A 15,195-nucleotide genomic window follows, 5' to 3' on the forward strand; every position below is an offset into this window, starting at 1 on the left:
CGATAGCCCTCGCTAAGCCTTGCTACATAAGGGCAAAAATGCACCCACCTATTAAGCCCTTGACATCAATACGACACTCTCGACGTGGATTGAGTGAACGGGTAGTATATCTACACTTTTTTGAGTGCACACTATTGATAGTGGGTGCACTTTTTAACGATAGGGAAAGCTATCGTTAAAAGGTTTAAGATTGGCTTGATAACTTGATTATTAAGCATAAAAAACAGCCTAGAGAGGATTACCCCTAGGCTGACTTTTGTAACATTTCAAACGCTCACATTCTTTTGGCTTTTACGATGCCCTTTCAATATTCACACTAATCTCTGATTTAAAAGTTACGCTGAACCTGTCTTCGTAAACTTTTATTTTCTTGATGTACTTTCTTACCAGCTTCTCGTCATATTCACTAATATCGTGACGCTCACTTTTCAGAAAATCTTCCATTTCTCTGATTCGTCTTTTAGCATCTTCTTGACCTGCTTTTTCTATAAGAAGCTGCTGTTTCTTACCTTTAAGCTCATCAATCTCATCAGCAGTTTTCGTGTAGTCTTTTTTAGCTTTAAGCAAGGTTAGCAGTATCGCTTGTTTATCTGCAATTCTTTTATTAACCGTTTCAAGCTCGTTTAAGTTGTTGCCCGCGATAATTTCTCTAATATTATTCTTCAACGTATCCAATACTTCATCCGATATACTAAACACCTTGTTTATGGCTTTCACTATGGCAGACTGCAGTTCGTTCTCTTGTACTGTAGAAGCATCACAAGCACTAGGACCATTTTCCACTCTGGTGCAACAACGCCAAACAACAGAATGCACTCCTCGGTTGTTCCAAGCAATTCTTCTGTAAACATCCCCGCATTTAGCACAAACACACAGGCTGGATAGAGCGTACTTACTGGAATAAACTCTCCTTTTTTTGTTCTCCTCACCGCTAAACATGTTGGCTCGTCTTAACATTTCTTCTTGAACTTTAAAGAAAATATCTCTTGGAATAATAGGCGTGTGACTATCTTTTACATAATACTGTGGTTCTGTTCCATCATTTTTTATACGAACATGGTTAATAAAATCTGTCGTGATGGTTTTTTGTAAAAGAGCATCACCAATATATTTTTCGTTTTGCAAGATGCCTTTAATATTAGATAAATTCCATTTTAAATGCCCGGCACCGTTTTTAATACCGTCTTTTTCAAGACCCTCCGCTATATCTCTAAGACTTGCTCCTTCTAAATATTCTCTATAAATTCTTCTTACGACTTTTGCTTCCTGTTCAAGAATTACAAGATTCCCCTCATCGTCTTTTGTGTATCCTAAAAACCAGTTATGGTTGATTTGCACTTTGCCTTCCTGGTAGCGAAACTTAAGTCCAAGCTTCACATTCTGAGAAAGCGACGCGGATTCCTGTTGAGCTAAAGAAGCCATGATAGTAAGCAATAGTTCTCCGCTTGCTTCCATGGTGTTGATGTTTTCTTTTTCAAAAATGATCGGAATGTTTTTGTCTTTCAACTGTCTAACAAACTTTAAACAGTCTATAGTGTTTCTCGCAAAACGGCTAATCGACTTAGTGATAACCATGTCTACTTTGCCACTCATGCAATCGTGGATCATGTCATTGAAACCGACACGTTTTTTCGTGCTAGTTCCTGAAATACCGTCATCAGCGTAAATGCCAGCAAACTCCCAGAGAGGATTTCTTGAAATATAATCCGTATAATGCTGAACTTGCGTGTCATAACTTGTTGCCTGTTCTTCACTGTCAGTACTGACACGACAATACGCTACTACTCTTAACCTCGGCTTATCTTCATGCTTATCTACCGTATTCCCCGCTATTTTTCTTGGTGGAATAATTATAACGTTGGCACTCATTTTACACCTCCTTGATTTGACTGTAAGCGTATGCTGCTTGCCGATAAGGATCATCGTATTTCTTTTCTACCTTTTCTAACTGGTAGCTTGTAATAAGCCGAATTTCCTTTATTGGCTTAGGCTCTTTATAACGATGATTCCTGATAGCATTCTCATGCCTTATTTGTTGCACTTGTCTAAACATATCCTCATCGATAATCTGAGGATAAAACTCTGTTCCTAAATACAATTTCTTGCTAAGAATTTTGCCCGTGACTGGCCAATCCCTTTTTATACCTGATTTTTTAGCAGCTTGAGAAATATTTTTAAATTCAAGATAGAAACAAAAAAACTCTCTTACTTCTTGAGCTTTTACTTCATCTATAACCGCTTTACCGTCTACTATTCTGTAACCATATGGGATGCGTGCCATGTTTCTTTCACCTCTTCTTCTAATTCCAATCCACATTTCAAAATAAAAAGAAATCTTGTTCTGCTTTTAACTACGACATCGTCTACAAAATCCAGAAAATCCTCATCCTTAAACTCACTAAATACTTCTGTGACACTTACGAACCGTTGAAGTTTTTGCACCTCGTTTAAGTGCGTTAAGTTACCGTTTAAACTGTTGGAAAGCTTAAGTTTTTCCTTAAGACAAGTATCCATTTCCGTTTTAAGCTGATTACTTTCCAGATAGTAGGAATCCATCTCAATGTATCCACCGGCTAAAAGCTTACTGAGTACTTGCTCTTGTTCTTGCAGCTTAAGCTTTTTTTCTTCGAGTTCGATAACCTTGTTCAAACCGTCTTTATTATTCACACCTCTCAAACTTTCTACGAGAGGAGTCAACATTTGAACGTATCCTGCTTTTAACTTGTTTAACATTTGCAGGAAGGAAATTTTAAGATAACTTTCCATAACAGACTTTTGTGAACAAGCATGAATATCTTCAAGATGCGTTATACAAACCCATATGCCATACGCCTTATTATGTTGATAAATTATTCGTCTTTTACACTTGCTTCCACACACACCACAACGAATTTTAGCTGAAAACGCATAAAGCTTATTGTACTTACCACTACCACATACTATGTTATTTTCACTTCTTCTCCACGCGATAATCTCTTTTACAAGATTAAAAGTTTCATGACTGATGATAGCCTCGTGATGGTTTTCAATAACATACTGTTTTTTCTCGCCACAGTTTTTATGACGGTTAAAATTATCGTCTGTAAATGTCTTTTGAAAAATCACATCCCCTGTGTATGTTTTATTGTTCAAAATAGCATTCACGGTACTTGAAGTCCAACTTCCGCCCTTTTTAGTTGGAATCTTTTTATCGGTCAATACTCGTGCTATTGCTTCTCCACCCATGCCGGAAAGAGCCATGTTGAAAATTTCTTTTACTACCCTGGCTTGCTCGGGAACTATAATCATTTTCTTATTCTCGTTTTTATACCCATACGCAGGGCAGGAAATGACGAAGCTTCCATTTTCGAACCGTTTTTGAATTGCCCACATGCTGTTTTCCGAGATGGATTTTGACTCGCTTTGTGCAATAGAACTCAGGATAGAAAGCATAAGCTCTGAACTCATATGCTCGGTATCAATGTTTTCTTTCTCAAAATACAAATAAATACCGAGACCGGTAAGTTTTCTAACTATTTCAAGACAGTCAACCGTGTTTCTTGCAAGCCTACTAATAGACTTTGTAATAATCCTGTCTATCTGACCGCTCTGACAGTCTTTAAGCAGTTGTTTAAGACTTTCACGCTTATCGATTTTCGTGCCGCTAATACCCTCGTCAAAGTAAAGCCCCGCATACTCCCAGCAGGGATTAGACTTAATATAGTTTTCGTAATGCTCCTTCTGCACTTCTAGACTGAGAAGCTGCTCATCACTATCACTAGAAACTCTCGCATACGCTGCAACCCGCGTCTTTTTCTCAAAACCAGTTTTTCGCATTGTAGAGTCTATTTTTATTATCTCTTTCACTATTTCCCCTAACTTTCAGCTAATACTATTCATCACTCTAAAAGCAGTGTTTATCAAGCTTTTAACCCAATAATTCCTTGTAAAACGGGTGAAATTTTTCCCTGTTAAGACGGCTTATTTTTTCTTTTTCTTGCTCGCTGATAAGCCCTTTTTTAAAGAGTGAAACGGTAAGTTTTTCGGCTATTTCAAAACGAAAATCCGCCTGCATACTCTCTTTTGTCCAAGCCCTCGCTTTAACATCCTTTAGCCCGTGAACATCATTACTTATTTGCATGATGCTCACCTCCAAAACGATGTTCTATATAGCAGGCGTGGCAGCAGTATTTTCTGGTTTTATTACCGTAAGAGATAAAAGAATTTTTGCAGTTAAGACAAGCACACTCATAGTTTGCCTGTCTTTTTACCAACTGTGTATGCTTGTTCCACCACGTGTTTCTACACGCGTCAGAGCAGAAACGTTTAACTTTTCTTCCTTTGTTTTGCTTGATTGGTTTTGAACAAGATTCACATAATTCCGTCTGTGTTTTCATAGACTGGATTACGCCTAGACTATTACGTTTGCAGTAGCTTTTAATCGTATTAACGGAAACATCCATACGGTTTGCAATCTGCGTATAGCTAAGGCCTTCATCTCTTAGTAATTTGACTTGCTGTTTTTCTTCCATATTCATTTGCCTGTGCCTCCTTACATCACAGGCAAAGAAAAAACAGTGTTTTTTAACCTATTGACTTGACAATTTAACCTTAAAAAAAAATAAAAAAAGCCCGAGGATTGCTCCAATGTAGGAACAAGCCTCGGGCTTTACAAGTTTCAAACTGTTTTACAAGAGTTCGTTTACTCGTTTTTGTACCGTAGCATAATCGTATCCGGCAGAAGTTAAACGCTGTTTACGCGTGCTGCCGTTACCCCAAGCGCCGTTAATAACTTCTCGCGCCACCTCATCAATACTTGACGTGCGCGCAGCTTGGTCAGAGCCGCCGTTTTTACACCCGTTTAATCCAACGTTTTTAATAATGCTCGGATAATCCACGTAAGCATAATCCATGTCAACTCTGCCGGCTACTCCAGGCACACTGCCACTTGACGAGTATTGCCAAAGACCATACGAACCCTGATAACTGCAGTGCGTGTTCCACTGTGCAATCCACAAAGCGTAACGGTTTCTAACATGAGCGGACACAAGATTATTAGCAGTTGAAAGCGAAGTGTAAAAACCTGCATAATACCCGCAAGCTTCCAGCTTATTGCAAAAACTGGTAATCAGCGAATCGCAGAAAGCTCGCCCACGGTTAAGCTGGCTTTTCTCTTCCAAATCAAAGTAAACAGGATACTCAAAACTCTTACCTGAAAGCATGTTCACACAGCTTTGAGCCTCCTCAGCCGCCTCAAAACCAGAGTTTGCGTACGAATACCAGTAGGCTCCAACATCAAGACCAACTGTTTTTGCTTTACGATAGTTCTGTTCAAACCACTTGTCTTTGCATCCGATACCGTATCCTGCTCGAATGATCACAAACTCAACACCGGATGCTTTCACCGCGTTGAAATCAATGTCACCCTGCCATTCTGACACGTCTATTCCTTTTTTACTCATGAGTATTGTCCTTCCTGTTCTTGTCGTGTAATTGTTCTAAAACGTTTTTTAATTTCTCAGGCACGGGAAGCCCCAGGTGAGCCGCGTTTTCGGTTAAAGATAATCCTTCGTTAGATAGGTAGAAGAAAATTACCGCGGTTCTCATCACGCTTCCTTGCTTCAAAACATGAAAATCTATAATGTTTGCTATACCAACAAGCATAAAAATGAGCACCTTTCTAAAAATGCCCTTAAAACCAATGCTGCTAGACAGTTTCTTATCCGTAACAGCACACATCACGCCTGTAATATAATCCGCAACCACAAATAAAACGAGCGCGAGAATCAGCCCGTCGCATCCGCCTAAAAAGTATCCCAGCCAGCCGCCTACTAGTGTGAAAGCCAGTTGAGCACTATTCCAAAATCCTCTCATAATTCTCCTTACAAGTTTTCCTAACATTTGCCAGTACTCTTATAAAAACAAAAAACAAAAAGTAGAAAGTAATAAAAAATGGCAGGCATGGTTTAACCCACACCTGCCCTAACATTTCAGCATTTCAACATTTCAACATTTCAGTATTTCAACTGATATTATTTTTCAACACATGACTACTCCTTACCATCTTTTTCACCTTCCTCAACCATTCCACCTTTTACACCTTTCCCAGCCGCTTCATCTTTTTCATCTTTTTCGTCTTTTTCGGCTTTTATTTTCAAAATCTCGTCGTTAAGTTCGCGTTCTCTAGAATTAAAATAGTCTTCTAACTGTTTCACATACGCTTCATATTCCATCGAGTTTTCCGCGATCACCGCAGAACGCATATCAGATAATACGCTTGCAACAATGCCTTCTATCATGTAAGTAGGTATTGGTATTTGCTTATTCAACTCGACTATTTTTTCGTTTAACTCAGCCTTATATTTTTGCACAGCTACCGCGTAGCTAATTGTCGGTTTTACCACTACTCTCCTCCAATCTTTTTTAGAATAATATCCAGCTTGTGGCTGATTTCGCATAAAATTTTCGTATTATCAACTACAGGTGTTGTAATACTTTCTGTCACATCTTTTAAGCGCGTGCCTTTATTAGCCACTATTTTGTTTGTGTGAATAATTAGTTTTTCCATAACAAATTCTCCCTTTATTCTTCTTTCAAGTTCACTTCCGCGCTTCACTTCCGCGTTCACTTCCGCGTTTTTTAATAGTATTTAACTTTCATGAGTATCCCGTTTTTAAACACCATGTGAGCATTAGAACCCCATTTTGAAGCTTTACCATCCTGGTTCATCTCAATAATCTGCACATAGTTAATATCCGCGTCTACTCCTGCACCGTCTTGCCAAACAGGATCTATAATCTTGTTACCATGCATGTAAAAGTTGCATCCAGCGTGAATACCATACTCTTTATAAATGCTTTGCGAACGTGAAAAACACAGCATAGTAGCGTATGTTTCTTCATCAGCTGATTTACGCTGCGCGAAAGCCATATACTTTCCGTCGTTAGTAAGATGAAAAACTAGACCCTTGTGAGAATTATCTTCTTCCCACTCGCCGGTTCCAACATAGCCAATATACACGCCGTTACGGTAGAAGTTGTTCCCATTTTTATCAAAAACAGCTCTTTTATGATCCTCATCAACTTCACCATCGTAAAGCTCTATCTGCCCGGGTGTTATTTGCACGTATTTACTCGAATGGTTAAACCCGAGAAGGAAACTGTTATAGTTTTGCTGCATGAAACTACCAAAATCACCTTTTTTAACCATTGAAGATATGGAATCTTCTACTATGGTTAGTTTAGAAATAGCCTTATCAGCCGTGAATTTAGCAGCCTCAATGTCTTTATCTTTAACTCTTGCCCAAGCGAACGTTCTAAAACTACTTATACTGTCAGCTGAAACGTAATGCCACAGTTTGCTTGTCCCAGCTTTATACGGGTGTTCAGACTCAGGATAATTTTCACCTTCAACCTCAATAATGTTAATATCTTCAGGCAGTTTAGACACGTATCCTGAAATTTCTCCTGAATACTCTTTTTTAATGCTATCAATCTTAAAACCATAATTGTCAAACGGAGACCAGTTAGTTCTAAAATGTAGCCAAAACTCACTTGATGGAACAAACACTGTTGCGCCAGAAATTTTTTCACCAGTTAAACCAGGTATAGCGTAAATTTTATCCTCATACTTGTAAAAAATGTCTACAAAATCGTCAAAAGCTGATTCCGTATGCGACTTCTCATTAAATTTTACGGCTAAACTTTCCTGCTTAACAATAAACCTGTAAGCGTAGCCGGTTGACGTGTCGTAGAAAAAATCACCAACATGCTGCATTTTTTCACTATCATTCAGCCACAAGCTCATAGGAGCGTTAAACTGGCTTGGAGTATACGAGCCGTAATAGTTACCGTTTTTCTGTTTAAGACTATGGTTAACGCTTTCAACACCAGCCTCAATCTTACCGTCTGTAACATTCAGTTTCGTGTTGATTTCACTTATCGTGTAATAGTTTTCAAGCCGCCTACCAGTGTCTTTTATAGCCTCGTTTTTTGCTTTACTAATCTGCTTTTCTACCTGCGAAGTGTAAGAAACTGAAAGTTTTTCCGCGTCAATCGAATGCCCGATAATCCTGTCACCATACACCATGCCGTCAAGAGTCATCGCAGTACTGTAAGGCCCTGAAAAACCGTTATGGCTTCCAGCAATACCATTCATGTTAACCTGTAACACTTTCGTAGCAGTGTTCTTATCAGGCGTATCCATGTAAAGGTCACGAACCCACATGCCTTTACTATCGTATTCGCTTATCTTATAGCCGCTTTGAGAATTACCCATTTGCGCTTTAATATTATCGATCGCAGCTTTAACACGCTCGTTATCAATTTTTCTAGCTTCAACCGCTTCTTCTTTTAACGTTTGAACAGCATGCGACACGTTTTGCACATACCCTTTAGAAATCCTGCTCGCAAGCACGATTCTAACTTCGCCTGGTTTTTGAATCGGTATAGTCTTTTTTACTACAGGAAACACACGGTCCATGCCAAATTGTGGAGCGAGACAACGAACCCTATCCCCACACTTAATCGTCGCATAATATAAACCTAACTCGGATAAGTCAACCGCGCTAAGGCTTATTTCTACATGCTCAAACTGGTTATCCTGTAACCATTTAGTAGCTTTGCGCATAAGATTAGTTGGAACTGTCACATTATTGAAATTAACAACTTTACAAACCCAGCCGAATGTTTTTTGCGCTTCACGAGATACTATATAGTTTTTCCCATTGTTTATTGAAGTAATATCAACATGCTTTTTAAGAACCTCGTTTTCACTATTCTCGTTTTCCAACTCTTTTCCGAGAGGAATAACCGCTGTAGTAACATCCTCTGCTGAAAGGTTTTCCGCGTATTCAAGCAGGTTCAAGCCGAAACTAATATGCTGGCTTGTAGCTTTACCCATTTCCTCCAAATGCAGGTAATCTAAGTAAAGTTTCCCGTCTTCTTTTCTAAGACGTAAATATCCGCCAAGCTTTTCAACCATTTTTCCCATAATCGCTTCAAGCGTGGTTTCAAAATTAGTAAACCTGTAGAGTGAATCATTCGAGTCAGATACTGTGACGAAACCAATTCTTATTTTCTTATAATCATCTACCTGACTGTTATGAGCTTGTAAAAGTTTTTCTAAAAGCTGGTAGGAACTCTGATCATGGTATTCTTTCTGAGGTTGAATACTATCAGCTAAGTAAGTTAACAACCCTACGCAAGTTACTTTCTTACTACCATACAAGTCTTTTACTTGTTCTCTAACCTCGCCGAAGAAAATCTCCTCATCGTCACGCCACACGCTTACTATTGATTTCCGGTTTTTAATAAGCTCATAGCAAGGGTTTTGACTCGGGCAAGTAAACGTTAACGTTCCCGCAGTATTAAGCTCCAAATTTAACGTAATATCATCAAGTACCGCTTTGTCATCATTTGGATAGTAAATCGTATTATCATCAAGCATGATCCTGTACACTCACAACCACCCCCTTTTATAGGAAATATTTACCATCCCGTTTCCAACGAATGTTAAACTCATGTTTGTTTTTGAACGAAGCTGTGGGAAACGGTTAAAACCTGTTTTAATCTCATACTTTTTACCATTAGAATCCAGTAGCATACTGTTAGATGACAGGTTGTTAAATTCTGGAATCAGCGTCATGTCAAAATCGTGAACGAGTGTTATTTCACGCTTATCATCTACTTGCATACCCCATATTGTGTGAACCCCATCCGAATCATCTACACTATACTTATATGGTTGCAGCTTATAGTTGAGTGTGAGAGTTGAATAGTTTTTATCCGATTTAAAATCACTAACCCACATTCGACCCTGATAGTAGAACAATGGTTCATCATCAAGAGACAGTTTCACACTCTTGCCGTGGATTAACGTTTTAACACTATGGCATGTTTCACTCCACTTGTTTTTGTTTGCAACAATGAATTCAAAACAGCCTTCACGCATCTCGTATAACACTTCACCGGCAAGACTTTCACTAATATCAATACTTTCCTGCCTGCCTGGTATTTGCAAATACTCTAATTTAGGTTCTGGAAGTTGAATTCGTGGACGGCTTGTAGCAACCAGCCCTAGATCGTTAAAACTATGCAACCCGTTTATTAGCATCCCATACACTTTTACCACCCCCTTGCTTTTCTTGTTTGAAGCTTAAAAAGCTCACTGTCCATCCTGTGCGCGATACCACCCACTAGTTCGCCAGTGTCGAGCACAATACTCTGGTTAGAAAACTGTGGGAAATACGCGTCCATAATCGCTAGAATCTGGTTCATAACACTAAGCATTTGCGTGTTCGCTCCCGCGCTCATATTCTGCAAAGTATCAAGCCCCATGATCACTTCCGGACCTTTTTCACCGCCGCCAAGCATACGCCCGTTTTTCTCACCGAAAATAGTCGCCCCGTTTAACAGCATTGGCTTGTTCATTGCTTTCTTATACCAGTCGATAGCAAGATACGGTACAGACGGTGGCGTAAGAGAGAATTGTCCTTTAATACTAAAATGAGGCAGTTTAATATGAGGAAGACTAAGTTTTATGCCAGAGAAAAACCCTGTTATAGCGTCGATTACTGCTTTAACCTTGTTTTTCGCAGCTTCAATCGGAGTGATGATAGCGTTTTTAATACCATTCCAAACTGACACAACCGTGTTTTTAATACCGTTAAACACAGACTTAACCATGTTTGCTACTGAATTAAACACTGTTGAAATGCTTGTTTTAATACCGTTTACCACGCTCATGATCGCAGTTTTAATACCATTCCAAACACTTGTTGCAGTGTTTTTAATACCGTTTAAAACGTTAGTGAAAAACGATACGATACCATTCCAAACATTCATGAAAAAGTTTTTCACACTCGACCACAGTTTGTTCCAACTAGTGCCAAAGAAAGACAAAAACACGTTAAAAACGTTTTTTAACGTGTTAAATACCGTTATGAACGTGTTTTTAACCGCGTTCCAAACAGCGGTAAAAATTTCTTTTACACCATTGCAAAGCTGAGACCAGTTACCGGTAAACAATCCTATAAAAACGTCTAAAACGCCTGTGATTAAATCAAGAACGGTTTTGAAACTAGTAAAACTTAAATTTAAAGCGCCTTCAAACAGTGGAGCTAGAATAGCACACAAACCATTCCACACTGTTTTAAGCCCTTCAACAATACTCGTAAAATCAATACCAAGGCTTGACAGTTTTTCTTTAACACCATTAACAAAACCGGTGAAAGTTTCCTTAATTTTCTCCCAAACAGCAATAACACTGTTTCTAAACTCTTCGTTAGTGTTCCATAAGGTTACAAAAGCTGCTACCAGAACACCAATAACCGCAACAACCGCGAGTATTGGCGCAGATACTCCACCTAAAACAGCGCCTAACCCTTCAAGAATACTAGATCCGGAAGTAAAACTTGCGAACATTTTACCTATAAACAAAGCTAGTTTAGAAAACCCTTGTATAGCAACACCTATTTTAGAAATACACGTTCCAAGAACCACTAAAAAAGGGCCAACTGCCGCAGCAATCAGCCCAAGTGTCACTATAAGTTTTTGGCTTTCTGGAGAAAGCTGTTTAAATTTAGAAAGCCATGCTGAAATTTTCTGCATTAATGGTGTTATGACGGGAAGTAAAACATTACCAATAGTCGCAGCAATATTCTGCAACTCTGTTTTTAGAATCTTCATAGAACCCGAAGCGCCCGCAGCTTCACGCCCAGCCTGCCCTTGAGCGTCAGCAGTCTGCTCCATAATAAGAGCCAAAGTAGCAGCCTGTTTCGCTTGCAAGCTCATCGCGCCTCTACCATCATGCAAACCCATGGCAAGAGCTTTAGCTTTAATAGTCGCCTCGTTAACACCCATACCATAATTGTCAAGCATCGCATTATTACCTTTAAGCGCGCCTGTTAAAGCAAGAACAGCAGACTCGGTTGTGCCACCAAACATAGCAGACAAGTCGCCTGCAAGAGCAACCAGCTTCTGACTCATCTCAGCTGCTTCAGCATCACTTTTCCCACCAATATTTTTCAACATCGCGCCCATAGTATTCGCATACTCTAAAGCTTGACCTTGAGCAATACCATAATAAGATTTCAAACTTCCTGACCATTTAAGCATCTTGTTAGCAGACTTACCGTAAATCTGCTCTGTCGCACCCATAGCATCCTGTAAGTCTGCTGCAGCAGTAAAACCAGCAGTACCAATAGCAGCAATCGGCAGCGTAACTTTCGTGCTTAAACTTTGACCAAGAGATGACATACCATCTCCTAGTTTCTTTATCTTTTTACTCGTACTATCAAACTGGCTACTAAGCTTGGTTAAACTAACACTACCTACCTGTTTTAATTTTTCTTTTAAACTATCAAGATTATTTTCTGTCTCAACAATCTCACGCTGCAACGCATCATACTTGTCTCTACCAAGCTCCCCGTTTTCCAACTGTACTTTAGCCTGCTTATCCGCCTGTTTCAAAACGTTAAGCTTATTAGACGTTTCTTGGATTTCTTTCTGCAAAAAAGCCTGCTTTTGGCTTAAAAGCTGCGTGCTAGTCGGATCAAGTTTCAAAAGCCTATTAACATCACGAAGCGACTGCTCGGTTGAGCGAATAGTCGAATTCACCTGTTGTAAAGACTTATCTAAGCCTGTAGTATCCCCACCAATTTCAACAGTAATACCTTTAATCCTGTTTGCCATAACTTCACCTCCCTTTTTCTCTTAATTTACGCGTGAAAAATAGATATTTTAACGTCAGGTATAAGAATGTTTGGTTCTCGTTTAGAACCTATCAAATTCTGTTTGGCTTGCGAGCTTATCGTATTTCACATTATCGTTTGCTTTCTCCGTCCACATGTCTAAAATCATGCCGATGGTTAAAAGATCCAGTTCGCAAATACTAATCCCAATTTCGGTGCATCTAAGAAGAAACAACGCGGTTGTCATTTGCCGTGTTGTTGCTTTAAATTTTTTTTAGATTTTACTTCAGTTTCCAAGTTTGCTCCCCAAAGTTCTAGAATTTCAGGAAGAATCTCGTAGATAGAAAACATTTCAAACTCGTCAAGCCACTCATCAATACTTGCTGGAATACTATTATCCGCGTGATAAGCCATGATATAAGCCACGTTTTCAAAAATTTCAAGATCTGCTATTTCAAAAACACCCTCGTTGATTTTGAAAGACTGCTCTAATTTTGACAGGTCTTTGAAAATATCACGCTTGAATTTAATACGATACAGTCTTGGAATAGTGGCTGAAGAACGAAACTTCACGTCTTTGCCACCGATTTTTACTGTTTTTTCAATCATATTCACCACTCCTTTTACTTAGGTTTAACCTCTGTCATGTTTTGAGGAACGTACACGCTCTTATACCAGTTAGCGTAAGTTTCATCAGATGTCGTATCTCCGCTACGGGATTTCACAAGCCCATCTTCTCTAGGATCAGCCGTAAGCGACAAAGTTTCCGTGCCCGGTTCTATAGTGTCTTCCTTAGTTTCTGACTCGATAGACGGTCGTGTTGCTGAACAGTTATATAAAACGTGTCTGATAGCGTTCACGTCACCATCAAACTCAAACAGGAGCGCGAATTTTTCTGTTTCACTAATCTTCGCGTTTTCAACCAGAACACCGTTTTTATCTAGTTCTTCTCGTAGTATTTCCGTCCTAAACCATTCAGGTATAAGAGCAATTTCCAAGTCGCCACTGTAACCGTTGTTAGCAGTCGACCTGAAGTAAACAATCCCGTCAGCGTAAAACGGTGAGGATTCACCCTCAGCCTCAAGGCTTATACTCACCGCCCCCGGAATCGGCTTAGGCTCATCGTAGGAGAAACCACTCGAATCTTTTTTAAGTTTTGCAGCATACACGTTTTTCAGATTGTATTTAACCTTGTTTCCCATTTATTGTTACCTCCATTTCAAAAATGTAGAGTGTTTCATAAAGCTTTTCCGACTCTATGAACGCTTCTGTTTTGTTATAAAAAATGCCGTGCCTATCAAGCACGGCTTCAACTTGTTCCTCTAGCACGGGATTCTTATAGTCTGCGTATAGTTCAATATGAACTTCGTTTGCTTTAAAATACGTTTTCCCGTCTGCCGCAAAATTACTGCTCGCAGGCGTAAGAAACAGGAGGAAAGGCGGATTAGGGGACTCTCCTTCAGCAAAATGATGGTAAGCAAAAGGAAAACCTATCTCCCTCATGATTTCTAAAAGATTACCCATTTTTAACCGCCTCCTCTATTTCTTTTTCAAAACTTCGTACTGCTTTACTTTCAGCCTCAGCAATGTGTGCTCTAGCTTCCACGCGTCCGCCGCCTCGTTTAGCATGACCGTACTCTAACAAGTGTGTAAGCTGATACTTGTTTCTAGAATGCACTACGAGAACTAGTCTGCTGCCTGTTTCGTTTAATGTTTTAACAGCCCAACTTTTCGCATACGCTCCAGTTCGTTTAGGAGCTGTCATGTTAATTTCTTCTTTTGCTGTTTTACCAGCGTTTTTTACTGCTTCTTTTACTTTCCCGGTTGTAACTTTCGCGTAAGTTTTAAGCTCTCTAATAACTTCTTTAGAGAGGCTGCCAATACTTACTTTGCTCACTTTTTACACCTCTTACAGTGAAGTTTCAGGCTTTTCTTCTTATAATTCATGTGGTCAACACCTAAAATCTCATAAACCGTATCACGGAAAATAATCCTGTAACCAATAGATGAGACTACGGCTGTTTCTTTCGAATAGCGGATAGTAAAATCTATTTTTGACTCATCCCACACGTTTCCTGCCGAAGTCTGCTCCATTGGGCTTTCAGCACTCACCGTGGCGTAACACTCGTAATATTTACTCCACTTAATCTTATGGTTACCAATATCATCAATTTCAACACTGTTTTTAAGCAGCGTAATACGCTCGTTTAATAAGCCTATTCTCATTTAAAACCCCGTTTTTCTAACAGTAAAAAGCATCGAACGTAAGGTAAGCATAAGCGCGTGGTGGTCGGCTTCTTCCCGATGCTCATACAAGTAGCCTGTAGCGTATAAGACTGCGAGCCGATACTCGTCAAAGTTTTCACTAATCAAACTAGTATCGTTTTTACGAGCTACTCCCTGGCAGAGTTTTTCAGCAGAACGAATAAGGGTGTTGATAAGCTCATCATCTTCTCGACTATCCACCCTAAGATAGTTTTTTGCTTCCTCAACTGTAACTATCATCAACACCCCTCCTTAACTTT

Annotated in this window: 18 protein-coding genes; all 18 read right to left on the minus strand. The window is 39.4% G+C overall.

The features are described from left to right. Positions 1-291: 291 nt before the first annotated feature. The 18 genes from HXT46_RS04520 to HXT46_RS04605 all read right to left on the minus strand — a co-directional run bounded on the left by HXT46_RS04520 (position 292) and on the right by HXT46_RS04605 (position 15,175). Positions 292-1,869, minus strand: coding sequence for a recombinase family protein (locus tag HXT46_RS04520; RefSeq protein WP_421785733.1), 1,578 nt, complete (start codon positions 1,867-1,869; stop codon positions 292-294). 1 nt (position 1,870) lies between these two features. Beyond that, on the minus strand, positions 1,871-2,281 hold the full coding sequence (locus HXT46_RS04525) for a DNA recombinase (RefSeq protein ID WP_415706660.1): 411 nt from the start codon (positions 2,279-2,281) through the stop codon (positions 1,871-1,873). After that, the gene (locus tag HXT46_RS04530) at positions 2,251-3,846 is read right to left on the minus strand and encodes a recombinase family protein (RefSeq protein WP_421785736.1); all 1,596 of its coding nucleotides are present in this window, start codon (positions 3,844-3,846) and stop codon (positions 2,251-2,253) included. The genes HXT46_RS04525 and HXT46_RS04530 overlap by 31 nt, the downstream gene beginning before the upstream one ends. 61 nt (positions 3,847-3,907) lie before the next feature. Next, positions 3,908-4,120 (minus strand): SHOCT domain-containing protein, encoded by a 213-nt coding sequence (locus HXT46_RS04535; protein WP_076002858.1) that lies wholly within the window; start codon positions 4,118-4,120, stop codon positions 3,908-3,910. Further along, positions 4,107-4,517: an RNA polymerase subunit sigma-70 gene (locus HXT46_RS04540; protein WP_421785738.1), complete on the minus strand. Its 411-nt coding sequence runs from the start codon at positions 4,515-4,517 to the stop codon at positions 4,107-4,109. The genes HXT46_RS04535 and HXT46_RS04540 overlap by 14 nt, the downstream gene beginning before the upstream one ends. Before the next feature lie 150 nt (positions 4,518-4,667). After that, complete coding sequence (locus HXT46_RS04545) at positions 4,668-5,441, minus strand: GH25 family lysozyme (RefSeq protein WP_421785740.1); 774 nt, start codon at positions 5,439-5,441, stop codon at positions 4,668-4,670. Beyond that, complete coding sequence (locus tag HXT46_RS04550) at positions 5,434-5,853, minus strand: phage holin family protein (RefSeq protein ID WP_410311444.1); 420 nt, start codon at positions 5,851-5,853, stop codon at positions 5,434-5,436. The genes HXT46_RS04545 and HXT46_RS04550 overlap by 8 nt, the downstream gene beginning before the upstream one ends. Positions 5,854-6,029: 176 nt before the next feature. Further along, positions 6,030-6,383, minus strand: a complete 354-nt coding sequence (locus tag HXT46_RS04555) for a toxin (protein ID WP_065189412.1) — start codon at positions 6,381-6,383, stop codon at positions 6,030-6,032. Further along, entirely contained in the window at positions 6,383-6,547 is a 165-nt protein-coding gene (locus HXT46_RS04560) for a hypothetical protein (protein WP_019260890.1), read from the minus strand. Before HXT46_RS04560 ends, HXT46_RS04555 begins: the two co-directional genes overlap by 1 nt. A 71-nt stretch (positions 6,548-6,618) precedes the next feature. Then, positions 6,619-9,426 carry a phage tail spike protein gene (locus HXT46_RS04565; protein ID WP_421786335.1) on the minus strand — a complete coding sequence of 936 codons (2,808 nt, stop codon included), beginning with the start codon at positions 9,424-9,426 and terminating at the stop codon, positions 6,619-6,621. 12 nt (positions 9,427-9,438) lie between these two features. After that, complete coding sequence (locus tag HXT46_RS04570; RefSeq protein ID WP_421786337.1) at positions 9,439-10,092, minus strand: hypothetical protein; 654 nt, start codon at positions 10,090-10,092, stop codon at positions 9,439-9,441. An 11-nt stretch (positions 10,093-10,103) separates the two neighbouring features. Continuing rightward, positions 10,104-12,671 (minus strand): hypothetical protein, encoded by a 2,568-nt coding sequence (locus tag HXT46_RS04575; RefSeq protein ID WP_421785743.1) that lies wholly within the window; start codon positions 12,669-12,671, stop codon positions 10,104-10,106. A gap of 242 nt (positions 12,672-12,913) precedes the next feature. Then, the gene (locus tag HXT46_RS04580; protein ID WP_421785745.1) at positions 12,914-13,279 is read right to left on the minus strand and encodes a hypothetical protein; all 366 of its coding nucleotides are present in this window, start codon (positions 13,277-13,279) and stop codon (positions 12,914-12,916) included. A 14-nt stretch (positions 13,280-13,293) separates the two neighbouring features. Continuing rightward, a complete protein-coding gene (locus tag HXT46_RS04585; RefSeq protein WP_421785747.1) occupies positions 13,294-13,872 on the minus strand; it encodes a major tail protein in 579 nt (192 codons plus the stop codon). Beyond that, on the minus strand, positions 13,856-14,194 hold the full coding sequence (locus HXT46_RS04590) for a hypothetical protein (RefSeq protein ID WP_421785749.1): 339 nt from the start codon (positions 14,192-14,194) through the stop codon (positions 13,856-13,858). Before HXT46_RS04590 ends, HXT46_RS04585 begins: the two co-directional genes overlap by 17 nt. Then, the gene (locus tag HXT46_RS04595; RefSeq protein ID WP_004104983.1) at positions 14,187-14,567 is read right to left on the minus strand and encodes an HK97 gp10 family phage protein; all 381 of its coding nucleotides are present in this window, start codon (positions 14,565-14,567) and stop codon (positions 14,187-14,189) included. The genes HXT46_RS04590 and HXT46_RS04595 overlap by 8 nt, the downstream gene beginning before the upstream one ends. Then, the gene (locus HXT46_RS04600) at positions 14,564-14,896 is read right to left on the minus strand and encodes a phage head closure protein (RefSeq protein ID WP_421785751.1); all 333 of its coding nucleotides are present in this window, start codon (positions 14,894-14,896) and stop codon (positions 14,564-14,566) included. Before HXT46_RS04600 ends, HXT46_RS04595 begins: the two co-directional genes overlap by 4 nt. Next, positions 14,897-15,175 carry a head-tail connector protein gene (locus HXT46_RS04605; RefSeq protein ID WP_004125785.1) on the minus strand — a complete coding sequence of 93 codons (279 nt, stop codon included), beginning with the start codon at positions 15,173-15,175 and terminating at the stop codon, positions 14,897-14,899. It lies immediately after the preceding gene. Positions 15,176-15,195 lie beyond the last annotated feature (20 nt).

It is taken from the genome of Gardnerella sp. DNF01204, assembly GCF_049244145.1.
Classification (GTDB): domain Bacteria; phylum Actinomycetota; class Actinomycetes; order Actinomycetales; family Bifidobacteriaceae; genus Bifidobacterium; species Bifidobacterium vaginale.